The sequence below is a fragment of the Stenotrophomonas sp. RIT309 genome (assembly GCF_000632045.1).
Classification (GTDB): Bacteria; Pseudomonadota; Gammaproteobacteria; order Xanthomonadales; family Xanthomonadaceae; genus Stenotrophomonas; species Stenotrophomonas indicatrix.
In genome coordinates, this window is record NZ_JFYS01000001.1 from 380,334 (window position 1) to 407,148 (window position 26,815).

Consider the following 26,815-nt stretch of genomic DNA (forward strand, 5'->3'; position numbering starts at 1 on the left):
GCAGCGGGAAATTGTCGAAGGCGGGGTGGGTCCGGTTGCGGGGGTGTCCGCGGCATGGATGCCGCGGCCATGCCCCCATGGACGGGTTCACGGCGTCCCCCGCAACCGGACCCACCCCGCCATCCCTCAGGAAACCCGCTTTGGCTGTCGCTGTTGAGGTTGCAGGCCAGCGGCAGGCACTACCGCGGGGCGCGGGGCGCAACCCCGCAAAGCACCACCCCCTCACTTCACTGAACCGATCAGCCATTTCGGCACGGCACTTGCACTAGCTCCAGCAGACACCCCCATCCCTGTTTCTGGAACCGTTGCAGATGTCCCACTCCGTCACTTCGATCCTTTCCCAGATCCGCTCCTACCAGACCCAGGTGGGACAGCCCGCGCTCAACCCGCTGGCCGAAGCGCCGCGTAGCAATGCCCTGCCGGGCACGGTGCTGGATGCGCCGCAGGTCCAGCCTGCCAGCTTCACTGAAACCCTGCGCGGCGCCATCGCCGGCGTCAACGATGCGCAACAGAAATCCGGCGCGCTGGCCAAGGCCTTCGAACTGGGTGAACCCGGTGCCGACCTGGCCAAGGTGATGGTCGCCTCGCAGCAGTCCCAGATCGCCTTCCGCGCCACCGTGGAAGTCCGCAACCGTCTCGTCCAGGCCTACCAGGACGTGATGAACATGCCGCTGTAAGGATAGAACCGCATGGCCCTGTCGCTCTCCAAGGAATCCCTGAACGCCGAAAAGGCGGGCCAGTGGTTCGATCGGCTGCAAAGCCTGCAGATCACCCGTCGGCTCGGACTGATGGCGATGATCGCCGTGGCCGTCGCGGCCGGGCTGTTCGTGTTCTTCTGGTCGCAGAAGCCGGGCATGGTGCCGCTGTACACCGGCCTGGACCAGAAGGCCACCGCTGAAGCGACCGATCTGCTGCGTGCCGCACAGATTCCGTTCCAGCTGGACCCGGCCACCGGTGGCATCACCGTGCCGGAGAAGAACCTGCATGATGCCCGCCTGAAACTGGCGGGCTCGGGCCTGACCGACAGCGGCAAGCTCGGCTTCGAGCTGATGGAGCGCGACCCCGGTTTTGGTGTCAGCCAGTTCGTGGAAAGTGCGCGCTACCAGCACGCGCTGGAAACCGAGCTGTCGCGCACCATCAACACGCTGCGCCCGGTGCGCGATTCGCGCGTGCACCTGGCCATTCCCAAGCCCAGTGCGTTCACCCGCCAGCGTGATGTGGCCAGTGCCTCGGTTACCCTTGAACTGCGTGGCGGCCAGCAGCTGGAACGCAGCCAGGTTGATGCGATCGTGCACATGGTTGCTGCAGCCATTCCCGATCTGGCGCCGGAACGGGTGACCGTGGTCGACCAGAGCGGTCGCATGCTCAGCGTCAGCGACCCCAACAGCGAAGCGGCCGTCAACGCCGCCCAGTTCGAACAGGTGCGCCGCCAGGAAACCTCGTTCAACCAGCGTATCCGCGAGCTGCTGGAACCGATGACCGGCCCCGGCCGGGTCAACCCCGAAGTCAGTGTCGACATGGACTTCTCGGTGACCGAGGAAGCGCGCGAGCTGTACAACGGCGAGCCGCAGAAGCTGCGCAGCGAGCAGATGAGCGAGAACACCAGCAGCACGCCGGGCCCGCAGGGCGTACCGGGTGCCACCAGCAACAGCCCGCCGGGCCAGGCCGCCGCACCGGCCACCGCGCAGGCACCGACCGAAAGCAGCAAGAACGCGACCCGCAACTACGAGCTGGACCGTACCCTGCAGCACACCCGCCAGCCGGCCGGCCGCATCAAGCGCGTGTCGGTGGCGGTGCTGGTGGACAACGTGCCGCGCGCCGGCGCCAACGGCAAGGTTGCACCGCAGCCGCTGTCGGCGGCCGAACTGACCCGGGTCGAGGCACTGGTCAAGCAGGCCGTCGGTTTCAGTGCCGAGCGTGGCGACACCGTGTCGGTGATGAATGCCCCGTTCGTGCGTGACACCACGCCGGTGGAAGGCCCGGCCTGGTGGGAACTGCCGTGGGTGCACGATGCCGGCCGCATGCTGCTGGGTGCGCTGGTGGTGATGGCGTTGCTGTTCGGCGTGCTGCGCCCGGCACTGCGCGGCATCACCGGGCAGAACCGCAAGAACGAAGAACTGGCGCTGGAACCGCACACCGCGGACGTGCAGCTGGTCGATGACGATGGCACCCCGCTGCCGGCGCTGGGCGCCGACCGGGTCAGCCTGGGCGGGCCGGAAGCGCTGGCCCTGCCGGTGGATTCTTATGAGGAACGATTGCGGATGGCCCGTGAAGCCGTGAAGACCGACTCCAAGCGCGTGGCCCAGGTGGTCAAGGGCTGGGTGGCCAATGACTGAGGTCGCGCCCCTGACCGGCGTGCAGCGCGCCGCCGTCCTGCTGCTGTCGCTGGGTGAACTGGACGCGGCCGAAGTGCTGCGCCACATGGAGCCGAAGGAGGTGCAGAAGATCGGCATCGCCATGGCCACCATGTCCGACATCACCCGCGAACAGGTGGAACGGGTGATGGACCAGTTCAGCCAGGAACTGGGCTCGAAGACCTCGCTGGGCGTGGGCTCGGACGACTACATCCGCAACATGCTGGTGCAGGCGCTGGGCAGCGAGAAGGCCGGCAACCTGATCGACCGCATCCTGCTGGGCCGCAACACCACCGGCCTGGACGCACTGAAGTGGATGGACCCTCGTGCGGTGGCCGACCTGGTGCGCAACGAGCATCCGCAGATCATCGCCATCGTGATGGCGCACCTGGAAACCGACCAGGCTGCCGACGCGCTGAAGCTGCTGCCCGAGCGCACCCGCGTGGACGTGCTGCTGCGCATCGCCACCCTCGACGGCATTCCGCCCAATGCGCTGAACGAACTCAACGAGATCATGGAACGCCAGTTCGCCGGCAACCAGAACCTGAAGTCGTCCAACATCGGCGGCGTGCAGTGCGCGGCCAACATCCTCAACTTCATGGACAGCGGCCAGGACCAGGCGATCCTGGGCGAGATCGCGCGCATCGACGCCCCGCTGAGTGGCCGCATCCAGGACCTGATGTTCGTGTTCGACGACCTGGTGGACCTGGACGACCGCGAGATGCAGCTGGTGTTGCGCGAAGTGAGCGGCGAGCGACTGGGCCTGGCCCTGCGCGGCGCCGACATCAAGGTGCGCGACAAGATCACCCGCAACATGTCCCAGCGTGCAGCCGAGATCCTGCTGGAAGACATGGAAGCGCGCGGCCCGGTCCGCCTGTCCGACGTGGAAGTGGCGCAGCGCGAGATCCTGGCCATCGTCAAGCGCATGGCCGATGAGGGCACTGTCACCATCGGCGGCAGCGCGGAGGCGATGCTGTGAGCAACGTCGTGCGCTGGCTTGCCCCGGACCTGCTGGCCCAGCCCGAACCGGTGCTGGACCACGACGAGGCCTTCGAACTCACCGAGCCGGACCCGGAGCATGAGCCCGAGCCGCCGCTGCAGCTGCCGACCCTGGAGGAAATCCAGGCGATCCAGGACAGCGCCGAGAAGGAAGGTTTCGACCAGGGCCATGCCGATGGCTTCAGCCAGGGCCAGGCCGAGGTGCGCCGCTTGGTCGCGCAGATCGAGGGCATCCTCGACAACTTCGGCCGGCCGCTGGCACGCCTGGAAAATGAAGTGGTCGGCGCCCTCGGCGAACTGGCGGTACGCATTGCCGGTGCGCTGGTAGGCCGTGCCTACGAGGCCGATCCGGCGCTGCTGGGACAACTGGTCGGCGAGGCGATTGACGCCGTCGGCGGCAGCAACCGCGAGGTGGAAGTACGCCTGCACCCCGATGACATCAACGCCCTCGCCCCGTTGCTGACCCTGTCGCCGCAGCAGCGCCTGGTGCCTGACACCAGCCTGAGCCGTGGCGACCTGCGCGTGCATGCCGAAGCGGTACGCATCGACGGCACCCTGGAAGCCCGCCTGCGCGGCGCGCTGGACGCCGTGATCCGCCAGACCGGAGCCATCGCATGAACACCAATACCGCTTCGCAGCCGTCGCCGCCGGCCGACTGGGCCGTTGCCCGCAACCTGCGCCTGGCCAACCGCCTCGACGGCCTGAAAGTCGACACCGCGCACGGTCGCGGGCTGATCCGCGAAGGCGTGCTGCGGCGGGCGGTCGGCCTGACCCTGGAAGCGGTCGGCTGCGAAGCGCCGCTCGGCGCCAGCTGCAAGGTGGAAGTAGTTGACGGCGGCTGGGTCGATGCCGAAGTGGTCGGCTTCGCCGGCGAACGCACCTACCTGATGCCCAGCGCCGAACTGCACGGGCTGCTACCGAATGCGCGAGTGGTGCCCTCGGCACGTCGTGGCGGCGTGGAAGTGGGCGAAGGCCTGCTCGGCCGTGTCATCGACAGTGATGGCGTACCGCTGGATGGCAAGGGCCCGATCCGCGCTGAAGGCCACGTCGGCATGGCCGGCGTGTCGATCAATCCGCTGGCGCGCGAACCGATCACCCAGCCGCTGGACGTGGGCGTGCGCGCGATCAACGCGCTGCTGCCGATCGGCCGCGGCCAGCGTGTGGGCCTGTTCGCCGGCTCCGGCGTCGGCAAGTCGACGCTGCTGGGCATGATGACCCGCTACACCGCCGCCGACGTGATCGTGGTTGGCCTGATCGGTGAGCGTGGCCGCGAAGTGCGCGATTTCGTTGAAAGCACGCTGGGCGAGGAAGGCCTGCGCCGCGCGGTGGTAGTGGCCAGCCCGGCCGACCGGCCGCCGCTGGCCCGCCTGCATGGCGCCTACCGTGCCACGGCCATCGCCGAATGGTTCCGCGACCAGGGCCTGAACGTCCTGCTGCTGATGGATTCGCTGACCCGCTTCGCGCAGGCGCAGCGCGAGATCGGCCTGTCGGTGGGCGAGCCGCCCACCACGCGCGGCTATCCGCCCTCGGTGTTTGCCAAGCTGCCGGCACTGGTGGAACGTGCAGGCAACGGCGCCAAGGGGCGCGGTTCGATCACCGCCTTCTACACCGTGCTGACCGAAGGCGACGATCCGCAGGATCCGATCGCCGATGCAGCGCGCGCGATTCTTGACGGCCACATCCTGCTCTCGCGCCGGGTGGCCGACAGCGGCCTGTACCCGGCCATCGATGTGGAATCGTCGGTCAGCCGCGTGGTCACGGAAATCGCCGACGAACCGTGGCGCCTGCGCATCCGCAAGCTGAAACGGCTGGTCTCGGCCTACTCGGCCAACCGCGACCTGATCGCCATCGGCGCCTATCAGCGCGGCAACGACGCGGCGACCGATGAAGCCCTTGAGCGCTGGCCGGAAATCATGGAATTCCTCGGCCAGGATGTGGCCAAGGCCGCAGATCTACCGCACAGCCAGGCGGCGTTGCAGCGCCTGGTGGAACAAGAGAACGAGAGGCTGACATGATCCAGTCCAAGCGCATCGACCCCCTGCTGAAGCGGGCCCAGGAACACGAGGACGCGGTCGCCCGCGACCTGGCGGAACGCCAGAACGTGCTCGACACCCATCTGTCGCGCCTGGACGAACTGCGGCGCTACGCCGAGGAGTACGCCAACGCGCAGATGGCCGCGACCAGCCCGGCGCAGCTGTTGAACCGGCGCGCATTCCTGGACCGGCTGGACAGCGCGGTGGAGCAGCAGCAGCAGACCGTCAACGGCAACCTCGAAAAAGTGGAGGCCGAACGCGCGCGCCTGATCCTGGCCAGCCGTGACAAGGCCGTGCTGGAGCAGCTGGCCGCCAGCTACCGCGCGCAGGAAAAAGTGGTGACCGACCGCCGCGACCAGCGCGAGATGGATGACATCGGCGCACGCCGCGCGCGCCTGGCGCAGACCGAAGACCAGGACGATGGCGAGCAGGGAGGCCGGTCGTGATGCCCTCCCCGTTGAGCAGCAACGCCAGCGCACCGACGCCCGGCGGCAGTGGCAATGCCGGCAGCACACGCGCCTCGCGCAGCGATTCCGGCAAGGATTTCGGCCAGATGCTGCAGGGCGGCAGCGCCTCGACCGGCACGCCCGGTACCGCCACAAACGCCAGCAATCCGGCAACACCGGCCAACGCTGCAACACCAGCCGACGGCAACCCGGGCAAGGCGACGCCGCGGCCGACCGACGGCGAAGCAGCCGCCACGGACGCCAGCACATCGACACCTGCTGTACCGGCAACGTCGGCTGCTAGCGACGACAAGGACACCCCGGCCAATGCGGACGACGCGCCCTGGCCGCCACTCGGATTGGCCGGCCTGATGCTGGCCGTGCCCACCGGCGTCGATCCGGCGCCTGTGCTGCCGCCGCCAGCGGCCAGCGATGCCGAAGGCGGCGCGCTGCCCTCCGCTGCACTGGCACCTGCGGCCGCCGCAGTGGCCACCAATGCCGCGCAGGGTGCGGCAGCGCCGGCCGCCAGCGCTCCGGCATCCGCTGCCGGCGATGATGAGGCCAGTGGCCTGCCGTTGCCGGAGCTGGTGATGAGTGGCAAGGCATTGGATCGTGCCGACGACGGTGACAGCCTGCAGATCGGCGACCGCGCACCTCCGGCACCGCTGCAGCCCCCCCTGCCCGCCGCCCTGCAGGACCTGAAGGCCGCACTGGCCAGCAATGCCGTCTTCAATGGCGAACCGACTCCGAAGCCGGTGCTGGGCGATGATGGTTTCGACCAGGCCATCGGCGCGCGCATCGGCTGGCTGGCCGACCAGAAGATCGGCCATGCCCACATCCGCCTCAATCCGGAAGACCTGGGGCCGGTGGACGTGCGCCTGCAGATGAACGGTGACAAGGTCCATGCCAGCTTCAGCAGCCCGCATGTGGATGTACGCCAGGCGCTGGAAAGCAGCCTGCCGCGTCTGCGTGAACTGCTCGGCGAGCAGGGCTTCCAGCTGGCCCATGCCGATGTCGGCCAGCAGCACAGTGGCGACGGCACTCCGGGCAGCCCGGCGGGCGGCGGCGGTCGTGGCGGTGACGGAGAACCGTCACTGGGCGACACCACGGTGTCGGCGTCGCAGCTGATCCGCCAGCGCGGGTTGTTGGACGCGTACGCCTGACAGGCGTGCCAACCAAGGTTGGCACCCACCAGAGCGGGACGGTTGGCACCTGGCAGTACACGGGTAGCGCGGGCCATGCCCGGCGGATTCCCGACATTCCGCCGGGCATGGCCCGGCGCTGCCGATATGAACACCCGACGGAATTCCGTCACCGCCCTCCCCGGCCGCTCCGGCACACCCCTTGCATATCCCGGTGAAGCAACCCTCAGGAGCTTCACCCCGTGGCCGCAGCCGCTGACAAAACCAAGAAGACCGCCGACAAGGACAAGACCGCCAAGCCGCGCAGTCCGATCCTGATCACCGCCCTGGTCGCCGTACTGGCCGCCGGTGCCGCCGGTGGCGGCGTCTGGTTCTTCACCCAGTCCAAGCACGAAGACAAGGCCGCGCAGGCGCCGAAGAAGACCACCACCCCGGCCCCGGCCCAGTACTTCGCGCTGGAACCGGCATTCGTGGTCAACCTCAACGGCTCAATCGACGGCCCGCGCTACTTGCAGGTGGAAGTGCAGCTGATGACCCGCGATCCGGCCGCGCTGGAAGCGATCAAGACCCATGCCCCGGCCATCCGCGCGCGCCTGCTGATGCTGTTCTCGCAGGTCAGCCCGCAGCAGATCGCCAACATCGCCGGCAAGCAGAAGCTGCAGGCCGATTCGCTGGCCGAAGTGCAGAAGGTGCTGAAGGCCGAGACCGGCAGCAACGGTGCCGACGACCTGCTGTTCACCAGCTTCGTGACCCAGTAAGGGCTCCCCGATGAATGACCTGCTGTCCCAGGATGAGATCGATGCCCTGTTGCATGGCGTGGACAGTGGCGCGGTCGAAACCGAGCCGGACGCCCCCAGTGGCGAAGCACGCTCCTACGATTTCGCCAGCCAGGACCGCATCATCCGCGGTCGCATGCCGACCCTGGAAATGGTCCACGAGCGTTTTGCGCGCCTGTGGCGGATCGGCCTGTTCAACCTGATCCGGCGTTCGGCCGAACTGTCCGTGCGCGGCATCGAGCTGATCAAGTTCAACGACTACATGCACTCGCTGTATGTGCCGACCAACCTGAACCTGATCCGCTTCAAGCCACTGCGCGGTACCGGCCTGATCGTGTTCGAACCGACCCTGGTGTTCGCCATCGTCGACAACTTCTTCGGCGGCGACGGGCGCTACCCGACGCGCATCGAAGGCCGCGAATTCACCGCCACCGAAATGCGGGTGATCCACCTGCTGCTGAAGCAGACCTTCGCCGACCTGCGTGAAGCGTGGGCACCGGTGATGGACGTGGAATTCGAGTACATCAACTCGGAGATCAACCCGCACTTCGCCAACATCGTGACGCCGCGCGAATACGTGGTGGTGTGCCGCCTGCATGTCGAACTCGACGGCGGTGGCGGTGACATCCACGTGACCCTGCCCTACTCGATGCTGGAGCCGATCCGCGAACTGCTCGACGCCGGCATCCAGAGTGACCGCAACGACCGCGACGAGAGCTGGGGCCGCACCCTGCGCGAGCAGCTCAACGTGGCCGAAGTGACCCTGTCCAGCGTGCTGGCCAGCAAGCGCATGACCCTGCGCGACCTGACCCGGCTGAAGGTCGGCGACATCCTGCCGATCGACCTCAGCCCGCAGGTGCCGCTGTGCGTGGAGAACATCCCGGTGTTCACCGGTGAGTTCGGCGTCGCCAACGGCATGAACGCCGTAAAGATCACCGCTACCCATCCGCCGGGCACCCGTCCGCGCGTACCCGTCATCCAGGAAGACCCGCAATGAACGATATCGACGCCCTCGAACCGACCCCGGCCCAGTTCAGCAACCTGCAGGCCGATGAAGCGACCGGCCCGGATTTGAACCTGGACGTGATCCTCGATGTGCCGGTGACGCTGTCGCTGGAAGTCGGCCGCGCCCGCCTGCCGATCCGCAACCTGCTGCAGCTCAACCAGGGTTCGGTGGTCGAGCTGGAACGGGGTGCCGGCGAATCGCTGGACGTGTTCGTCAACGGCACGCTGATCGCCCATGGCGAAGTGGTCGTGATCAACGACCGCTTCGGCGTGCGCCTGACCGATGTGGTCAGCCCCAGCGAGCGGATCCGGAGACTGCGTTGAGCCTGCTCGCCACCACTCTGGCCGTCGCCAAGACGGCCCCGCAGGTCGGCCAGCATGCGCCGGCCGCACCGAGCCTGTTCGGTGCGGTGCTGGCCCTGCTGGCAGTGCTGGCCCTGGTCATCGGCCTGGGCTGGCTGCTCAAGCGCCTGCCCGGCAGCGGTTTCCGCCCGGCCGAGGGCATGAAGCTGGTGGCGAGCCTGAATGTTGGCGCCAAGGAACGCGTGGTGGTGGTCGAGGTCAATGGCCAGCAACTGCTGCTGGGCGTCACCGCCGGTGGCATCAACGCCCTGCACACCCTGCCCGAACCGCTGCCACCGCCTGCGCCGGTACGCGTACCCGACCTGAAGAACCTGCCGAATTTCGCCCAGCTGCTGCAACAGCGGCTGCGCAAGGACCCCTGACATGCGTGTGACCCGTTCCCGTCTTGCCACCCTGCTGCCGTGGCTGAGCCTGATCGCCCTGTGCCTGCTGCCTGCGTTGGCGTTCGCCGCCCCGGGCGCGCCGACCACGCCGCTGCCGGACATCAACGTCGGCAAGATCGGCGGTGCGCCGGTCAGCCTGCCGTTGCAGACACTGCTGTTGATGACGGCGATCACCCTGATCCCGTCGATGCTGCTGGTGCTGACCTCCTTCACCCGCATCATCATCGTGCTGGGCCTGCTGCGGCAGGCGCTGGGCACCGGCCAGACGCCGTCCAACCAGGTCCTGCTGGGCCTGGCCCTGTTCCTCACCGCGATGATCATGCTGCCGACCTGGGACAAGGCCTGGAGCACCGGCATGGCGCCGTACCTCAATGGCGAGATCGACTTCCAGACTGCCTGGACGCTGACCACCACGCCGCTGCGCGCCTTCATGCTGGCGCAGATCCGCGAGACCGACCTGATGACCTTCGCCGGCATCGCCGGTCACGGCACCTACGCCAGCCCTGATGCGATTCCGTTCCCGGTACTGGTTGCGTCGTTCGTCACCAGCGAACTGAAGACCGCCTTCGAGATCGGCTTCCTGATCTTCATCCCGTTCGTGATCATCGACCTGGTCGTGGCCAGCGTGCTGATGTCGATGGGCATGATGATGCTGTCGCCGATGCTGGTCTCTGCGCCGTTCAAGATCCTGCTGTTCGTGCTGGTCGATGGTTGGGTGCTGACCGTCGGCACGCTGGCGGCCAGCTTCAATCCGGCCTGATCCGAAGGTCAGCCGAGCATGGCTCGGCTCTACAGAGGCGACGCCGGGCAGTGCCGGCCGCCGCATTGACCACCGCCGGGCATTGCCCGGCGCTACCGATGGAACCATGATGTCTCCCGAACTTGCCTTGACCGAACTGCGTGGTGGCCTGATTACCGTGCTCTGGGTGGCCGGCCCGCTGCTGCTGACCGTACTGGTGGTCGGCGTGGTGGTGGGCGTGGTGCAGGCGGCGACCCAGCTCAACGAGCCGACCATCGCCTTCGTTGCCAAGGCTGCGGCCCTCACAGCGGTGTTGTTTGCACTGGGCAGCCTGCTGATCGGCCATCTGGTCGAATTCACCACGCTGCTGTTCCAGCGCATCCCGCACCTGATCGGCTAGACGGACGCGCACGCAGATGGACGCCGCCACCCAGATGGCTGCCGACGGCCTGAACGCCTTCGGCATGATCGGCACCGTGCTGTGGACCATGCTGCGAATCGGCGCAGTGGCCATGGCAATGCCGATGATCGGTACCCGCGCGGTGCCCGGCCGGGTTCGGGTGATGCTGGCCGGCACCCTGGCCATTGCGTTGGCGCCGCTGCTGCCGCCGGTACCGGACTGGACTGGCTTCGACGCCGCTACCGTGCTGACCATTGCCCGCGAGCTGGCGATCGGCGTGGCCATCGGTTTCATGCTGCGGCTGGTGTTCGAGGCTGGCGCCATGGCCGGCGAACTGGTCGCCCAGGGCACCGGCCTGGCGTTTGCGCAGATGAGCGACCCGCTGCGCGGCGGCACCTCCGGTGTCATCGGCCAATGGTTCTATCTGTTGTTCGGGCTGCTGTTCTTCACCGCCAACGGCCACCTGGCGCTGATCTCGCTGGTGGTGGACAGCTATCGCGCCCTGCCCATCGGCGCGCCCCTGCCCGACCCGCACGCGTTCTTCAGCATCGCCCCGACCTTCCTGCTGACCGTGCTGCGCGGCGCGCTGACCCTGGCCATCCCGCTGACCGTGGCGATGCTGGCGGTCAACCTGGCCTTCGGCGTGCTGGCCCGCGCCGCGCCGGCGTTGAATCCGATCCAGCTGGGCCTGCCGGTCTCGCTGCTGCTGGGCCTGTTCCTGCTGACCCTGCTGGTCGGCGAAATGGGGCCGCCAGTGCAGCGCCTGTTCGACGCTGCCTTCCAGGCGGCCGGTGCGGTGACCCGCTGACGCGGTCGTCACGTTCTGCTGCTTGCCGTCCCCCCCGGTGCCCGCGTTAGAGTGAATGCGCAGCGACCGGGGGGACGCTGCAACCGGCGGCTCTGGTCGCCCGCCTTGCGCATGCCCCACCGTAGTTTTTCCGTTGACAGGCAGGTCCGGGAGACTGACGAATGCTGGTAGGCACGTACAACCCATGGCTGGTGGCGACCTCACTGCTGGTTGCCGTGATGGCGTCCTACACCGCACTGGCGATGGCCGGGCGCACCGTCACCGCGCCCGGCAAGGGCGCGACCTGGTGGTGGCGCCTGGGCGGCGGTTTTGCGATGGGGCTGGGCATCTGGTCGATGCACTTCATCGGCATGCTCGCCTTCGACCTGCCCATTCCCTTGGGCTACGACCTGCCCATCACCCTGCTGTCGCTGGCACTGGCAATCGGCTCGTCGGTGTTCGCGCTCTGGCTGGTATCGCTGCGCACCCTGCCCCATCCTCGCCTGGCCGGCGGTGCGCTGCTGATGGGCAGCGGCATCGCCAGCATGCACTACGTGGGCATGGCCGCAATGCGCATGCAACCGGGCATCGACTACCAGCCGGTGTGGCTGCTGCTGTCGCTGCTGGTCGCAGTGGCCGCGTCGTGGACCGCGCTGTACGTGGCCTTCCGCCTGCGCGCACAGCACACCCGCATCGGCGACCGCCTGGCCGCCGCCGGCCTGCTCGGCCTGGCCATCGTCGGCATGCACTACACCGGCATGGCCGCCGCCCGCTTCCCGGAAGGCAGCGTCTGCGGCGCAGCGGTGGGCGATGGCCTGCAGAACAACTGGCTGGCGATGCTGGTGGTGGTGCTGACCGTGGCGATCCTGGCGGTGGTGCTGGTGGTGTCCTGGCTGGACCAGCGGGTGGAGGCGCAGCTGTTGCGCCTGCGCAATTCGCTGCTCAGCACCTCGTTGACCGACGCCCAGCAGGAACTGACCCAGGCCGCGCTGCACGACCCGCTCACCCGCCTGCCGAACCGGCTGCTGCTGCAGCGGCGCATCCTGCAGGCCCTGGCCGAGGCCGAACAGGGCGGCAGCCGCTTCGCGGTGATGTTCATGGATCTGGATGGCTTCAAGCAGGTCAACGATGCCTATGGCCACCAGGCCGGCGATGCGCTGCTGGTGGCCGTGGCAGAACGCACCCGCCAGCTGCTGCGGCCGCACGACATGCTGGCACGGCTGGGCGGCGACGAATTCGTGCTGGTGGTGCGCATCGAACAGGACGAGGACCTGCCGACCCTGGCCCGGCGCATCCTGCAGGCGGTGGGCAGCGGCCCGCTGCTGCCGGACCACGAGCTGCAGGTGAGCGCCAGCATCGGGATTGCGATCTGCCCCGACCATGCCGCCAGCGAACGCCAGCTGATGGCCTTCGCCGATGCAGCGATGTACCAGGCCAAGGAGTCGGGCCGCAATGCGTTCGTGCTGTTCGCCGACTGGATGAACGACAGCGCCGAGCAGCAGTTCCGCCTGCTGGCCGACCTGCGCCGCGCGATCGGCAGCGAGCAGCTGTTCCTGCATTACCAGCCGAAGATCCGCGTGGCTACGCAGAAGGTGGCTGGCGCCGAAGCGCTCATCCGCTGGCGTCATCCGGAACAGGGCCTGATTCCGCCGGACCGCTTCATCCGCCTGGCCGAGCGCAGTGGCGCGATCAACGAGATCGGCCGCTGGGCGCTGGACCAGGCCTGCCAGCAGCTGCGCCACTGGCACGATGCCGGCCATGAAGGCTGGACGATGTCGGTGAACCTGTCACCGGTGCAGTTCAGTTCGCCGCACCTGCTGCAGGACGTGCGCGAGGTGATCGAGCGCTACGCGATCGCCCCGCGCAACCTGGTGCTGGAGATCACCGAAAGCACGGTGATGCGCGATACCGATACCAGCCTGCGCCTGCTGCAGAGCTTCTCCGCCCTGGGCGTGGGCATCTCCATCGATGATTTCGGCACCGGCTACTCCAGCCTGCTGTACCTCAAGCGCCTGCCGGCCACCGAAATCAAGATCGACCACGCATTCGTGCGCGACCTGGAACACAGCGCCGAAGACGTGGTGATCGTGTCGGCCATCGTTGCGCTGGGCCATGCGCTGGACATGGACATCGTGGCCGAGGGCGTGGAGACCGCCGCGCAGCGCGCCTACCTGGAACGGCTGGGCTGCGACTACCTGCAGGGCTTCCTGCTGGGCCGGCCAGTGGACGCGGCCCGCTTCATGCAGCTGCACGACCTGCCGCGGCCACGGGTGGAACTGGCGCAGAGCCCGCAGGACCGGCCCCCGGGGTAGCGCCGGGCCATGCCCGCCGGATGCAATGATCCAGGCTGCCCGCTCGCCGGGCATGGCCCGGCGCTACCGGTACCTGCTCCGGCAGGCGCCAACTTCGGTTGGCACATGCACCCGTAACGGAACGAATCTTGCACGCACCCCGGCATTCCCTGCTGCAGTGCCTGTGATGTCCGAGAACGAATCCGCCGGCGAAAAAACCGAACAACCGACAGAAAAACGCCTGCGCGACGCCCGTGAACAGGGCAACCTGCCGCGCTCGCGTGAACTGGGCACGGCCGCCGTGTTCGGCGCCGGGGTGATCGCGGTGATGGCCATGAGCGGCTCGATGGCCAGCGGCGCCAGCGCCTGGATGCGCCATGCGCTCAGCCCCGAACAGAGCCTGCGCCAGCACCCGAAGGCGCTGTTCGGCCACTTCGGCGACCTGCTGCTGCAGCTGATGTGGGTGATCGCCCCGCTGGTGCTGGTCTGCCTGCTGGCCAGTTTCCTGGCGCCGGTGGTGATGGGCGGCCTGCGCTGGTCGGCCAAGGCGATGATGCCCGACATCAACCGCATGAACCCGATGAGCGGGCTCAAGCGCCTGTATGGCCCCGAAGCCATCGCCGAGTTCATCAAGTCGCTGCTGCGGGTGGCCTTCGTCGGCGTCGCCGCCGGCATGGTGGTCTGGACCAGCTTCAACACCCTGCGCGGGCTGATCCACCAGCCGCTGGAAACGGCCATCAGCGACGGACTGGGCTTCACCCTGCGGCTGCTGCTGGCCACCGCCGGGGCGATGCTGGTGCTGGCCGCCATCGATGCGCCGTACCAGCGCTGGAACTGGATGCGCAAGCTGAAGATGACCCGCGAGGAGCTGCGCCGGGAGATGAAGGAAAGCGAAGGCAGCCCGGAAGTGAAGGGCCGCATCCGCCAGCTGCAGCAGCAGATGGCCAACCGCCGGATGATGGAGGCGGTCCCCACTGCCGACGTGGTGGTGGTCAACCCCACCCACTACGCGGTGGCCCTGAAGTACGAAGGCGGGGCCATGAATGCCCCCACCGTGGTCGCCCTGGGCGTGGATGAAACCGCCCTGCGCATCCGTGAAGTGGCCGACGGCAACAAGGTCGCCATCGTCTCTGCCCCGCCTTTGGCACGCGCCTTGTATCGGGAAGGCCAACTCGGCAAGGAAATCCCCGTGAGACTGTATTCAGCCGTCGCCCAGGTCCTCTCTTACGTCTACCAGCTGCGCAGCTGGCGGACCGGCCCGATGCCGTCCACGCCGCACATCCAGGTTGATGAGTTCGGCAACGGGGGCCGTCCATGAGCGCCCAGGCATCCAGCTTCAATACCCGCCGCGCGCTTGAAATGATCCGCCAGGGCCTTGGCGCGCCGCTGATCGTGCTGGCCCTGCTGGCCATGGTCGTGGTGCCGCTGGCCGCGCCGGTGCTGGATGCGCTGTTCACCTTCAACATCGCCATCTCGCTGATGGTGCTGCTGGCGGTGGTCTACGTGAAGCGCCCGCTGGACTTCACCATCTTCCCGATCGTGCTGCTGATCACCACCATGCTGCGGCTGGCGCTGAACGTGGCCTCCACCCGCGTGATCCTGCTCAACGGCCAGAACGGCCACGAAGCGGCCGGCAAGGTCATCGCCGCATTCGGTGAGTTCGTGATCGGTGGCAACTACGCCGTCGGCATCGTGGTGTTCGCGATCCTGACCATCATCAATTTCGTGGTCATCACCAAGGGCGCCGGCCGCGTCTCGGAAGTGACCGCGCGCTTCATCCTCGACGCCATGCCCGGCAAGCAGATGGCGATCGACGCCGACCTCAACGCCGGTTTGCTGACGCGCGAGGAAGCCAAGCTGCGCCGCGAGGAAGTACGCGAGGAAGCCGACTTCTACGGTGCGATGGACGGTGCCAGCAAGTTCATCCGCGGCGACGCGATCGCCGGCATCCTGATCCTGTTCATCAACATGCTGGGCGGCCTGGCCGTGGGCGTGCTGCAGCATGGCATGCCGTTCGGCGATGCCGCCGCCACCTACACCCTGCTGTCGATCGGTGACGGTCTGGTGGCGCAGCTGCCGGCGCTGCTGGTCTCCAGCGCGGTGGCGATGCTGGTTACCCGTGCCTCGCGCTCGCAGGACATGGCGCAGGCGATGACCGGCCAGGTGTTTGGCCAGTACCGTGCGCTGGCCATCACCGCCGGCATCCTCGGCGTGGTCGGCCTGGTGCCGGGCATGCCCAACGTCGCTTTCCTGACGCTGGCGGCCATCCTCGGCTTCATCGCCTGGAAGGTGTACCGCAAGGGCCTGGTGCCGGCGCAGGCCGACACCGCTGCAGGCGACGCCAACGCACTGAACGCGCTGGGCCGCCCCGCTGCCCCCGCACCCACCGCGGAACTGAGCTGGGACGAGCTGCGCCCGGTCGATCCGCTGGGCCTGGAAGTGGGCTATCGATTGATTTCGCTGGTGGACAGCAACCAGGGCGGCGAGCTGATGCCGCGCATCAAGGGCGTGCGCCGCAAGCTGACCCAGGACGTCGGCTTCCTGATTCCCTCGGTCCACATCCGCGACAACCTGGAACTGCCGGCCAACGGCTACCGGGTACTGGTGCATGGCGTGCCGGTGGCCACTGCCGAGATCCATCCCGACCGCGAACTGGCGCTGGACCCGGGCAGTGCCCTCGGTCCGCTGGAAGGCATCGCCGGCAAGGACCCTGCCTTCGGACTGGACGCGACCTGGATCCAGCCACACCAGCGCGCCCAGGCCGAAACCCTGGGCTATACCGTGGTCGACCCGGCCACGGTGGTGGCCACCCACCTTTCGCACCTGATCCGCGAGCACGCACCGGAACTGCTCGGCCACGAGGAAGTGCAGCACCTGCTGGCCAACCTGGCCAAGAGCGCGCCCAAGCTCGTCGAAGATCTGACGCCGAAGGCGCTGCCGCTGTCGGCGGTGGTGCGCGTGCTGCAGAACCTGCTGGTCGAGCGCATTCCGATCCGCCAGCTGCGCAAGATCGCCGAAGCACTGGTCGAACACGCCCCGCACAGCCAGGACCCGGCCACGCTGACCGCCGCCGTGCGCACCGCACTGGGCCGCTTCATCGTGCAGGAGATCGCCGGAATGTCGGCGGAGCTGCCGGTGTTCACCCTCAACCCGCAATTGGAACGTGTCTTGCAGGAGTCCACGCAGGGCAACGGCGCCGCGCTGGAACCCGGACTCGCTGAGCGACTGCACCAGAGCCTGGCCGAATGTGTCAGCAAGCAGGAAGCCCGCAACGAGCCCGCGGTGGTGCTGGTACCTGGCCCGGTGCGAGCCGCGCTGGCCCGCCTGGTCCGCCACAGCGTTCCGTCGCTGTCGGTCCTGGCCTACAGCGAGGTGCCGGAGGACAAGCGCCTGAAGCTGGTCGGAACGATCAGCTGACGCCGCCCTGCAACGCGCCAGAAAACAGACACCACTTTCAAACACCCGCAACAGACAGATTCCAAGGGGAACCCGAACCGTGCAGACCACCGACCATCCGCGTTCTCCGACCGCCACTCCGCCGACTTCGTCCCGTGACCACAGCATGAAAATCAAACGATTCGTCGCCGCCGACATGCGCTCGGCCATGAACCTGGTGCGCAAGGAACATGGTCCTGATGCCGTGATCCTGTCCAACCGCCGGATCGAGGAAGGCATCGAGATCGTGGCCGCCGCCAACTACGATGAGAGCGCCGTGCAGCGCGCCCTGGAAGCGTCGCGCCGCGACGTGGCACCGCCGCCCGCGCCGAAGCCGCGCAGCGCCGCCGACGCAGTGATCGCCGCGGTCACCCGCCGTCGCAGCAGCACCCCGGCACCGGAGCCGGTGGCCGCCACCACCTCGGCCGTTGCCGCCCTCGCCCGCGCCGCCGTCGGCGCTACCGGGCGCACCCTGGACAGCGCCGACGAGATCGTGCCGACGCGTGGCAGCACCGGTTTCGCCGCCACCCTGGCGCGCGCCGCCGTCAATGAATCGACGCTGCCGGAACAGATCTTCGCCCCGTTTGCCGACGCCATCGTGGCGCCCTCGCCCTCGCCTGCGGCAGCCGCGCCGGTGAACCGCGCCCGCTTCCAGATCGACCCGCCGCTGGAAGACAGCGCGCAGCTGCCGGCAGTGACGCCGCCGCCGTTGCCGGTTGCCCTCCAGGCCACCACGGCACCCGAAGACCAAGCCTCACACGCGCAGGTTGCCGTGCAGCCGACCGAGGCTGCACCGGCACCGATGCCGACGCTGGCGCCAGCACCCGCGCTGACCCTGGTCGCCGATGACGCCGAGATCCGCCACCTGCGCCAGGAAGTGGCCGGCATGCGCCAGGTGATCGAGCGCGAGATGAACCGCTTCACCGACGAGCGCCTGCGCGGCAGCCCGGTGCGTGCCACCGCGCTGGACCTGATGGACGAGTACGGCTTCGATGCCGGCATCGCCCGCGACGTGGCCATGCAGATCCCGCTTGAAACCGAAGCGCATCGCGGCCGCGGCCTGATGCTGGGGCTGATCTCGCGCAAGCTGCCGATCGCCCCGGTCGATCCGATGGAGGAAGGCGGTGTGATCGCCCTGGTCGGCCCGACCGGCGCCGGCAAGACCACCACCATCGCCAAGCTGGCCTCGCGCTTCGCCGAAGCCCATGCCGCCCGCGACGTCGCCCTGGTCACCACCGATACGATGCGCATCGGCGCCCGCGAACAGCTGTACGGCTACGGCCGCCAGCTCGGCATCGCCGTGCACGAGGCCAACAGCGGCACCGACCTGGACCAGCTGCTGGAACGCCTGAAGGACTACAAGCTGGTGCTGATCGACACCGCCGGCCTGGGCCCGCGCGACCGTGCGCTGGCCGCCCAGCTGCAGTGGCTGCGTGCCGCCCGCCAGGTCCGCACCCTGCTGGTACTGCCGGCCAACACCAGCTTCGGCGACATGGACGAGGTGGTCCGCCGCTTCGGCGCGGCCAACCTGCAGGGCCTGGTGCTGAGCAAGCTGGACGAGACCGGCCGCTTCGGCAACGCCCTGTCGGTGGCGGTGGACCACAAGCTGCCGATCACCTGGGTGACCGATGGCCAGGACGTCCCGGACGACCTGCACCGGGCCAGTGCAGCCAATCTTGTACTTCGCCTTGAAGATTTGCGCCGCGCGGCCGATATGCCCTGCAACCCGGAGTTGAACCATGCCGTCGCGTGAGTACGCCAAGCTGACCACCACCTTCCCGCTGACGGCGACCCGCAGCGAGCCGCTCGGCCCTGTGCGCACGATTGCCGTGACCGGCGGCAAGGGCGGCGTCGGCAAGACCAACGTATCGGCCAACCTGGCCGTGGCGCTTGCGGGAATGGGCAAACGCACCCTGTTGCTGGACGCCGACCTGGGCCTGGCCAACATCGACGTGATCCTGGGCCTGAGCCCCACCAACACCCTGGCCGACCTGGTCGCTGGCCGCTGCAGCCTGGATGACGTGATCATCGAAGGCCCGAACGGCGTGCTGGTGGTACCGGCTGCGTCCGGCCGCCGGCACATGGCCGAGCTGGCCCCGGCCGAGCATGTCGGCCTGGTCAACGTGTTCTCCGAACTGGAGCGCGAGCTGGACATCATGGTGGTGGACACCGCCGCCGGTATCACCGATGGCGTGCTGACCTTCTGCCAGGCCGCGCAGGACACCGTGGTGGTGGTCTGCGATGAACCGGCCTCGATCACCGACGCCTATGCGCTGATCAAGGTGCTGTCGCGCGAACGTGGCGTGGACCGCATCCAGGTGGTGGCCAACATGGTGCGCGACCCCAATGAAGGCCGCGTGCTGTACGAGAAGCTGACCCGCGTCTGCGAGAAATTCCTCGCCGATGTCTCGCTGAACTACCTCGGCTGCGTGCCGCAGGACGACTGGCTGCGCCTGTCGGTGCAGCGCCAGCAGCCGGTGGTGAAGGCCTATCCGTCCAGCCCGTCGGCACTGGCGATCACCGAGATCGCCCGCCGCACCGCCCGCTGGCAGGCACCGACCGAGCCGCGCGGCGGCGTCGAGTTCTTCCTCGAACGCATCATCAAGCAGCGTGGGGTGGCCGCATGAAAGGCGCCGCCCAGTACAGAGAGGTCCAGCGCACGGCGGCCAACGAGGTCATCGCCCAGCACTCGGACCTGGTGCGGCGCATCGCCCACCATCTGGCCGCACGCCTGCCGGCCAGCGTTGAGGTGGACGACCTGATCCAGGCCGGCATGATGGGCCTGATCGAAGCCTCGCGCAGCTACGACGCCGACCAGGGTGCCTCGTTCGAGACCTACGCCTCGATCCGCATCCGCGGTTCGATGATCGATGAGATCCGTCGTGGCGACTGGGTACCGCGTTCGGTACACCGCCGTGCACGTGACGCTGCGGCCACCATCCGCCGCCTGGAGCAGAGCACCGGCCGCGCCGCCAGTGCCACCGAAGTGGCCGCCGCGATGGAGATGCCGCTGCCCGAGTACCTGCGCCTGATGGAGGACGCCTCGCGCGGCCAGGTACTGAGCCTGGAGTCGCGCATTGAAGACCAGGGCGAGCTGGACACCGTCGCCCAGGGCGGCCCGACCCCGCAGCAGGTACTGGAACGTGGCGAGTTCGGCCGCGAGCTGGGCAATGCCATCGGCCACCTGCCCGAGCGCGAACAGCTGGTGCTGTCGCTCTACTACGAGCAGGAACTGAACCTGAAAGAGATCGGCGCAGTGCTCGGCGTGAGCGAGTCGCGGGTCTGCCAGATCCACGGCCAGGCGGTCCTGCGCCTGCGTGGCCGACTGAAGATTTTCGAGGCGGCCGACGCCGGCCTCGAGAGCTGATCAACAAAGGAACTCTGCTTTGAACAAGAACATGCGCATCCTGATCGTCGACGACTTCTCGACCATGCGTCGTATCGTCAAGAACCTGCTGGGCGATCTGGGCTTCACCAATACCGCCGAAGCCGAGGACGGGCATGCCGCGCTGTCGCTGCTGCAGAGCCAGCCGTTCGACTTCGTGGTCACCGACTGGAACATGCCGGTGATGACCGGCATCGAACTGCTCAAGGCCATCCGCGCCGATGCCAAACTGAAGACCCTGCCGGTGCTGATGGTGACTGCCGAAGCCAAGCGCGAGCAGATCATCGAAGCGGCGCAGAACGGCGTGAACGGTTACATCATCAAGCCGTTCACCGCACAGACGCTGGAAGAGAAGCTCGGCAAGATCTTCGAACGCCTGGCGGCCAGCGCTTGATGGATACCACGGTCGACAAGAGCGCCCTCGCCCTGCGCCTGCAGGAAGCCCTGGATGCACTGGAATCCGGCGACGAGGCGGCATGGCGCCAGCGCATCGACGGCCTGGTCGCGCTGCGCACCCAGCCGATGATGAGCGGCCTTTCGCGGCTGGCCCGCGAGCTGGGCCAGGCGCTGGGCGAACTGCCGACCGTGCCCGATGAAGCCGGCGAGCTGGACGATGCCTGCGCGCGCCTGGACCACGTGGTGGCGATGACCGAACAGGCCACCCACCGCACCCTGGACCTGGCCGAAGAGTGCCGCAGCCTGACCGAACAGCTGCGCGCCGACGGCCTGCAGCCGGGCCAGGACGTGCAGCTCGACCGCATCCGCCACAACCTCACCGAGATCGCCCTGACCCAGAGCTACCAAGACCTGACCGGGCAGATCATCCGTCGCGTGGTGGGCATCGTCCGCCGCGTGCACGAAGGCTTCGGCGCGCTCGGTCTGCCGCCGGAACAGCATCGCACCGATCCGGAACTGGCTGGGCCGGCACTGAAGGGACTGGACCGCCATGCGGTCTCGCAGAACGACGCCGACGACCTGTTGTCGGATCTGGGGCTGTAACCATGGGCGCAGTAGCCGACGACATCACTGCCGATTTCATCATCGAGGCCCAGGAGATCCTGGATCGCCTCGGCGAACAGCTGGTGTCGCTGGAACAGGCACCGCAGGACAATGAACAGCTCAACGCGGTGTTCCGTGGCTACCACACGCTGAAGGGCGGCGCAGGTTTCCTCGGCATCACCGCAATGGTCGAGCTGTGCCACGCCGCCGAGGAAGCGCTGGGCGCCGCACGCGCCGGCCAGGCCGTCCTGCAGGCGCATCACTTCGATGCCGCCCAGCAGTCACTGGACTACCTGCAATCGATGCTTGACGCGGTGTCTTCGGGCACCGAGCCGGGCTTTGCCCCGCCCGAACTGGTCGCCCAGTTCGACGTGCATGGCGGCGGCACTGCCGCGCCTGCGGCCGCGACGCCGGGTGCGGGCGGCGGCGACCTGATCACCGACGACGAATTCGAGGCCCTGCTCGACCAGCTGCATGGCGGCAAGGCGCCGACAACCGTGGCGGCGGCGAAGAAGGCCGACGACATGATCAGCGAGGACGAGTTCGAGGCATTGCTCGACCAGCTGCATGGCGGCGCCGCCCCGGGCAGCAACACCGCCGCAGCGGCTGTTGCGGTACCGGCACCGCGACCGGCGCCCTCGCCGGCCCCGCCCGCTGCCAAGCCCGCACCCAACAAGCCTGTCGCCGAAGCCGAGCACACCGTGCGCGTGGACACCAAGCGCCTGGATGCCATCGTCAACCTGATCGGCGAACTGGTGCTGTCACGAAACCGGTTGAAGACGCTGCGCGCGCGCCTGCGCGATGAAGAGCTGGACCGCGCCGTGTCCACGCTGGATATCGCCACCGCGCGCCTGCAGTCGGCGGTGATGCGCACCCGCATGCAGCCGGTCGGCAAGGTGTTCTCGCGCTTCCCGAAGGTGGCGCGCGACGTTGCGCGTTCGCTGAAGAAGGAAGTGGACCTGGAACTGATCGGCGCCGAAACCGAGCTCGACCGCAACCTGGTCGAAGCGCTGGCCGACCCGCTGGTGCACCTGGTCCGCAACGCCATCGACCATGGCGTGGAAATGCCTGACCTGCGCGAAGCGCAGGGCAAGCCGCGGATGGGCCACGTGCGCCTGTCGGCACAGCAGGAAGGCGACTACGTCAGCATCGAAGTGCAGGACGATGGCGCCGGCATCGATCCGGAAAAACTGCGCGCCAAGGCGCGCGAGAAGGGCCTGATCGATCCGGAAGCCGCCGCCCGCCTGAGCAGCGAGGAATGCCTGCACCTGGTGTTCCTGCCAGGGTTCTCGACCAAGCAGCAGGTCACCGACATTTCCGGCCGCGGCGTCGGCATGGACGTGGTGCAGTCGCGCATCCGTGAGCTGAGCGGGCAGATCCAGATCCAGTCGGAACTGGGCCGCGGCAGCCGTTTCATGATCCGCGTACCGCTGACCCTGGCGATCCTGCCGACCCTGCTGGTGCAGGCCGGCGAAGACGTCTACGCACTGCCGCTGGCCCGTGTGATGGAAGTGCTGCATGCGCCGCGCACCTCGTTGGGCTGGTTCGACGGCCGCGCCGTGCTCGACCGCCGCTCGCACACGCTGGCGCTGGTCGACCTGCGGCAATGGCTGGATGTGACGCCGGCGACCTCGCCCCTGCTGACCATCGTCGTGCTGCAGGCCGGTGAAGCACGCTTCGGGCTGGTGGTGGACCAGGTGCGCGGGCGTGAGGAAGTGGTCATCAAGCCACTGCCCAAGGCCCTGCGCGGCCTGCGTGGTTATGCCGGTGCAACCTTGATCGGCGATGGTCGCATGGCGCTGATCCTGGACGTGGACGGGCTGCGCTGAAGCCCGCCGGGCATGGCCCGGCGCTACCGGAAACGGCCCCGCAGGGTAGCGCCGGGCCATGCCCGGCGACCCGAAAACTGTGACTACCGTCTGTACACGACCTACCGGTGTCTCAAGTCCCATTCATACAAGCCGATACCGGACCCATGGATAGACTCAGCCTCATTGGACTTTTCCTCGCCCTGGCCTCGCTGGTCGGTGGCAGCATCCTCAAGGGCGCCGGCCTGGCGTCGTTGTGGTCGCCTGCGGCGTTCGTGATCGTCATCGTCGGCACCATCGCCGCCATCCTGCTGCACACCTCGCCAGCGGTGTTCAAGCACGCCTTCAAGATCGTGCGCTGGGTCGTGCGGCCGCCGCACAGCGACCGTCGTGAACTGATCCAGCAGATCGTGGAGTGGAGCAACATCGCCCGCCGCCAGGGCCTGCTCGGCCTGGAATCGCAGGTGGAAGCGCAGCAGGACCCGTTCCTGCGCAAGGGCCTGCAGCTGCTGGTGGACGGCGTTGAACCCGAATCGATCCGGCACATGCTGGAGATCGAACTGGGCAGCCAGGAGCACCAGGACCAGGCCGCTGCCAAGGTGTTTGAAAGCATGGGCATCTATGCGCCCACGCTGGGCATCATCGGCGCCGTGCTCGGCCTGATCGCGGTAATGAAGAACCTCGCCGACCCGAGCAAGCTCGGCCACGGCATCGCCGCCGCGTTCACTGCCACCATCTACGGCATCGCCTCGGCCAACCTGCTGTTCCTGCCCATCGCCGCCAAGCTGAAGGGCGTGATCGCCCATTCCAGCCGCGACCGCGAAATGGTCATCGAAGGCCTGATCTCGATTGCCCAGGGCGAGAACCCGCGCAACATCGAAACCAACCTCTCCGGCTTCCTGCACTGACATGGCCCGCCGCAAGCACCACGAAGAGCACGCCAATCACGAGGCATGGGCCATCCCCTATGCCGACCTGATGACGCTGCTGCTCGCCTTCTTCGTGGTCATGTACGCGATCTCCTCGGTCAACGAGGGCAAGTACCGGATCATGGCCGACGCCCTCACCGATGCTTTCGGTGGCGCGCCGCGCACCATCAATCCGGTGCAGGTGGGCAACAAGCAGGTGCAGGGCGGCGGCTGGGACAGCCCGTCGGTGATCAAGTCCGGCACCAAGATCGGGCCGTCCGCTCCCGCGCCCTCGCACGACCCCACCCTGCTGCCGGCGATGGCCTCGCAGATGCGCATGCCGGTGTCGGTGCACAACCAGGAACAGATCGCGCGTGCCGAGCGCCAGCTCAACAGCATCGCCGACCGCCTGACCGCCGCGCTGGCGCCACTGATCGACCGCGGCATGATCAGCGTGCGCCGTACCGAACTGTGGATCGAAGTGGAGATCAACAGCGACATCCTGTTCCCGACCGGCTCGGCGGCGCTGGACGTGCATGCGCGCGACACCCTGGCCAGCCTGGCCGGTGTGCTGCGCGACGTGCCCAACAGCGTGCGCGTGGAAGGACACACCGACAACGTGCCGATTGCCACTGCCACCTTCCCGTCCAACTGGGAACTGTCGGCCGGGCGCGCGGCCAGCGTGGTGCATCTGTTTGCCGACCAGGGGCTGCAGCCATCGCGGCTGGCGATGGTCGGGTACGGCCAGTTCCGCCCCCGCGAAGACAACGACAGCGCACAGGGCCGCAATCGCAACCGGCGGGTGATGGTCATCATCCTGGCCGACACCAGTCATTCGGTGGACCCGCTCGGCGAACGCCTGAATGCCGCCACCGGCACTGCCCGCGGCGCCAGCGAACAGGCCACCGCAGCACCGGCCACCACCCCCACTTCCCCCATCGCACCGGTGCAGTTGCCACCGGTGCCGGCTGGCAGCCGTGTCGGCGCCGCCGTTCCCCCGGCAATGAAGGAGTAATCCGATGCGCATCTGGGCAGTCGCCAACCAGAAGGGCGGAGTCGGCAAGACCACCACCACCCTCGCCCTCGGTCGCGGCCTGGCCGCGCTCGGCCACCGCGTGCTGCTGATCGATCTCGATCCGCATGCCTCGCTGACCCGCGCCTTCGGCGTGCCGATCGAGCCGGCACCGGCCGGCGTGCTGGAACTGTTCGGCGCACCGCCGGCCGACCTGTCCGCGCTCAGCCATGCCAGCAACATCGGCGGACTCGATTACGTGTGCGCGCAGGCCTCGCTGGCCACGCTGGAACGACGCAGCGCCAACCAGCCCGGCCTCGGCCTGGCCCTGCAGAACGCGCTCGCCCGCCACCAAGGCCAGCACGACTACATCCTGCTGGACTGCGCACCGACCCTGGGCCTGCTGATGATCAATGCGCTGGCCGCAGCCGATCGCCTGATCATTCCCACCCAGGCCGAGCCGTTGGCCCTGCACGGCCTGGATGGCATGGTCCGCACCGGCGAGATGGTCGAGCGTTCGCGCCGCCGGCCGCTGCCGATCTCGATCCTGCCGACGCTGTTCGACCGCCGCACCCGCACCGGCAATGAATCGCTGCGCGCCATGCAGGACCGCCACGCAAGCCGCGTCTGGGAAGACGCGATTCCGATCGACACCCGCATCAGCAACGCGGCCGGCCTGACCCTGCCGAGCATCGGCGAGGACTACCCGGGACGCGGCCTGGCGGCCTATCGGCGTGCGTTGAACTGGATCCTCGGTGAGGACGCACGTGCCCTGGAGCAGGCGGCATGAACACCACCGGCATGCTGGACGACTATCTGGACGAGCTGCTCGGCGACATTGCCGTCGCACCGGTCGCCGCTGATGCCGCGCCACGCCCGACGAGCGCAGCAGCCGACGGCGAGCGCGAGCCGACCTGGGATGATCTGCCGGCCGAAGTGATCTACGAAACCGACGCCGTCGCAGTGGCCCCTGCCAACGACGATGCTTCGCTCGAAGCCGCATTCGACGCGGCTGCCACGCCTGCGGCCGACACCGGGCGCGAGCCGACCTGGGACGATCTGCCGGCCGAAGTGATCTACGAAACCGACGCCGTCGCAGCCGCTCCGGCCAACGATGATGCGGCGCTGGAAGCCGCCTTCGACGCCGTTGCCACGCCTGCGGCCGATACCGGGCGCGAGCCGACCTGGGACGATCTGCCGGCGGAAGTGATCTACGAAACCGACGCCGTCGCAGCCGCTCCGGCCAACGATGATGCGGCGCTGGAAGCCGCCTTCGACGCCGTTGCCACGCCTGCGGCCGATACCGGGCGCGAGCCGACCTGGGACGATCTGCCGGCGGAAGTGATCTACGAAACCGACGCCGTCGCAGCCGCTCCGGCCAACGATGATGCGGCGCTGGAAGCCGCCTTCGACGCCGTTGCCACGCCTGCGGCCGATACCGGGCGCGAGCCGACCTGGGACGATCTGCCGGCGGAAGTGATCTACGAAACCGACGCCGTCGCAGCCGCTCCGGCCAACGATGATGCGGCGCTGGAAGCCGCCTTCGACGC

At 68.1% G+C, this 26,815-nt stretch carries 25 protein-coding genes and 2 pseudogenes; all 27 read left to right on the forward strand.

Annotated features, from left to right (window positions below; translation table 11 throughout):
* Window positions 1-311 precede the first annotated feature (311 nt).
* The gene (gene fliE, locus BW38_RS18710; protein WP_025878997.1) at window positions 312-677 is read left to right on the forward strand and encodes a flagellar hook-basal body complex protein FliE; all 366 of its coding nucleotides are present in this window, start codon (window positions 312-314) and stop codon (window positions 675-677) included.
* Between the two features lie 12 nt (window positions 678-689).
* The gene (gene fliF, locus BW38_RS18705; protein ID WP_025878996.1) at window positions 690-2,336 is read left to right on the forward strand and encodes a flagellar basal-body MS-ring/collar protein FliF; all 1,647 of its coding nucleotides are present in this window, start codon (window positions 690-692) and stop codon (window positions 2,334-2,336) included.
* Between the two features lie 10 nt (window positions 2,337-2,346).
* Window positions 2,347-3,333, forward strand: coding sequence for a flagellar motor switch protein FliG (gene fliG, locus BW38_RS18700; protein ID WP_025878995.1), 987 nt, complete (start codon window positions 2,347-2,349; stop codon window positions 3,331-3,333).
* Complete coding sequence (locus tag BW38_RS18695) at window positions 3,330-3,971, forward strand: FliH/SctL family protein (protein WP_032974835.1); 642 nt, start codon at window positions 3,330-3,332, stop codon at window positions 3,969-3,971. The genes fliG and BW38_RS18695 overlap by 4 nt, the downstream gene beginning before the upstream one ends.
* Window positions 3,968-5,368 (forward strand): FliI/YscN family ATPase, encoded by a 1,401-nt coding sequence (locus BW38_RS18690; RefSeq protein ID WP_025878993.1) that lies wholly within the window; start codon window positions 3,968-3,970, stop codon window positions 5,366-5,368. Before BW38_RS18695 ends, BW38_RS18690 begins: the two co-directional genes overlap by 4 nt.
* On the forward strand, window positions 5,365-5,832 hold the full coding sequence (gene fliJ / locus BW38_RS18685; protein WP_025878992.1) for a flagellar export protein FliJ: 468 nt from the start codon (window positions 5,365-5,367) through the stop codon (window positions 5,830-5,832). The genes BW38_RS18690 and fliJ overlap by 4 nt, the downstream gene beginning before the upstream one ends.
* Window positions 5,832-6,995 (forward strand): flagellar hook-length control protein FliK, encoded by a 1,164-nt coding sequence (locus BW38_RS18680; protein WP_032974836.1) that lies wholly within the window; start codon window positions 5,832-5,834, stop codon window positions 6,993-6,995. The genes fliJ and BW38_RS18680 overlap by 1 nt, the downstream gene beginning before the upstream one ends.
* 221 nt (window positions 6,996-7,216) lie before the next feature.
* Window positions 7,217-7,732: a flagellar basal body-associated FliL family protein gene (locus BW38_RS18675; RefSeq protein WP_032974837.1), complete on the forward strand. Its 516-nt coding sequence runs from the start codon at window positions 7,217-7,219 to the stop codon at window positions 7,730-7,732.
* 10 nt (window positions 7,733-7,742) lie between these two features.
* On the forward strand, window positions 7,743-8,747 hold the full coding sequence (gene fliM, locus BW38_RS18670; protein ID WP_025878989.1) for a flagellar motor switch protein FliM: 1,005 nt from the start codon (window positions 7,743-7,745) through the stop codon (window positions 8,745-8,747).
* The gene (fliN, locus tag BW38_RS18665; protein ID WP_025878988.1) at window positions 8,744-9,079 is read left to right on the forward strand and encodes a flagellar motor switch protein FliN; all 336 of its coding nucleotides are present in this window, start codon (window positions 8,744-8,746) and stop codon (window positions 9,077-9,079) included. Before fliM ends, fliN begins: the two co-directional genes overlap by 4 nt.
* Window positions 9,076-9,480 carry a flagellar biosynthetic protein FliO gene (gene fliO / locus BW38_RS18660; RefSeq protein WP_032974839.1) on the forward strand — a complete coding sequence of 135 codons (405 nt, stop codon included), beginning with the start codon at window positions 9,076-9,078 and terminating at the stop codon, window positions 9,478-9,480. Before fliN ends, fliO begins: the two co-directional genes overlap by 4 nt.
* Window position 9,481: 1 nt before the next feature.
* Window positions 9,482-10,261, forward strand: a complete 780-nt coding sequence (gene fliP / locus BW38_RS18655; protein ID WP_025878986.1) for a flagellar type III secretion system pore protein FliP — start codon at window positions 9,482-9,484, stop codon at window positions 10,259-10,261.
* Between the two features lie 109 nt (window positions 10,262-10,370).
* Window positions 10,371-10,640, forward strand: a complete 270-nt coding sequence (locus BW38_RS18650; RefSeq protein WP_005413254.1) for a flagellar biosynthetic protein FliQ — start codon at window positions 10,371-10,373, stop codon at window positions 10,638-10,640.
* Window positions 10,641-10,656: 16 nt separating this feature from the next.
* The gene (gene fliR / locus BW38_RS18645) at window positions 10,657-11,448 is read left to right on the forward strand and encodes a flagellar biosynthetic protein FliR (RefSeq protein WP_032974840.1); all 792 of its coding nucleotides are present in this window, start codon (window positions 10,657-10,659) and stop codon (window positions 11,446-11,448) included.
* A 161-nt stretch (window positions 11,449-11,609) separates the two neighbouring features.
* Window positions 11,610-13,739: a bifunctional diguanylate cyclase/phosphodiesterase gene (locus BW38_RS18640; protein ID WP_032974841.1), complete on the forward strand. Its 2,130-nt coding sequence runs from the start codon at window positions 11,610-11,612 to the stop codon at window positions 13,737-13,739.
* Window positions 13,740-13,905: 166 nt separating this feature from the next.
* Window positions 13,906-15,036 (forward strand): flagellar biosynthesis protein FlhB, encoded by a 1,131-nt coding sequence (flhB, locus tag BW38_RS18635; RefSeq protein ID WP_032974842.1) that lies wholly within the window; start codon window positions 13,906-13,908, stop codon window positions 15,034-15,036.
* On the forward strand, window positions 15,033-17,135 hold the full coding sequence (flhA, locus tag BW38_RS18630; RefSeq protein WP_032974843.1) for a flagellar biosynthesis protein FlhA: 2,103 nt from the start codon (window positions 15,033-15,035) through the stop codon (window positions 17,133-17,135). Before flhB ends, flhA begins: the two co-directional genes overlap by 4 nt.
* Before the next feature lie 145 nt (window positions 17,136-17,280).
* Window positions 17,281-18,906 carry a flagellar biosynthesis protein FlhF gene (flhF, locus tag BW38_RS18625; protein ID WP_032974844.1) on the forward strand — a complete coding sequence of 542 codons (1,626 nt, stop codon included), beginning with the start codon at window positions 17,281-17,283 and terminating at the stop codon, window positions 18,904-18,906.
* Window positions 18,893-19,780: a P-loop NTPase gene (locus BW38_RS18620; RefSeq protein ID WP_025878980.1), complete on the forward strand. Its 888-nt coding sequence runs from the start codon at window positions 18,893-18,895 to the stop codon at window positions 19,778-19,780. The genes flhF and BW38_RS18620 overlap by 14 nt, the downstream gene beginning before the upstream one ends.
* Window positions 19,777-20,520 carry an RNA polymerase sigma factor FliA gene (locus tag BW38_RS18615; RefSeq protein WP_025878979.1) on the forward strand — a complete coding sequence of 248 codons (744 nt, stop codon included), beginning with the start codon at window positions 19,777-19,779 and terminating at the stop codon, window positions 20,518-20,520. Before BW38_RS18620 ends, BW38_RS18615 begins: the two co-directional genes overlap by 4 nt.
* A gap of 19 nt (window positions 20,521-20,539) precedes the next feature.
* Window positions 20,540-20,932 carry a chemotaxis response regulator CheY gene (cheY, locus tag BW38_RS18610; RefSeq protein ID WP_005413247.1) on the forward strand — a complete coding sequence of 131 codons (393 nt, stop codon included), beginning with the start codon at window positions 20,540-20,542 and terminating at the stop codon, window positions 20,930-20,932.
* Complete coding sequence (locus BW38_RS18605; RefSeq protein ID WP_025878978.1) at window positions 20,932-21,537, forward strand: protein phosphatase CheZ; 606 nt, start codon at window positions 20,932-20,934, stop codon at window positions 21,535-21,537. The genes cheY and BW38_RS18605 overlap by 1 nt, the downstream gene beginning before the upstream one ends.
* Before the next feature lie 2 nt (window positions 21,538-21,539).
* Window positions 21,540-23,366 carry a chemotaxis protein CheA gene (locus tag BW38_RS18600; protein WP_032974845.1) on the forward strand — a complete coding sequence of 609 codons (1,827 nt, stop codon included), beginning with the start codon at window positions 21,540-21,542 and terminating at the stop codon, window positions 23,364-23,366.
* Between the two features lie 146 nt (window positions 23,367-23,512).
* Window positions 23,513-24,253: a flagellar motor protein gene (locus tag BW38_RS18595; protein ID WP_025878976.1), complete on the forward strand. Its 741-nt coding sequence runs from the start codon at window positions 23,513-23,515 to the stop codon at window positions 24,251-24,253.
* Between the two features lies 1 nt (window position 24,254).
* Window positions 24,255-25,151: pseudogene (gene motD / locus BW38_RS18590) on the forward strand (flagellar motor protein MotD); the annotation flags it as partial.
* 121 nt (window positions 25,152-25,272) lie between these two features.
* Complete coding sequence (locus tag BW38_RS18585; protein ID WP_032974847.1) at window positions 25,273-26,055, forward strand: ParA family protein; 783 nt, start codon at window positions 25,273-25,275, stop codon at window positions 26,053-26,055.
* A pseudogene (locus BW38_RS0120425) lies at window positions 26,052-26,815 on the forward strand (hypothetical protein); the annotation flags it as partial. The gene BW38_RS18585 and the pseudogene BW38_RS0120425, both read left to right, overlap by 4 nt.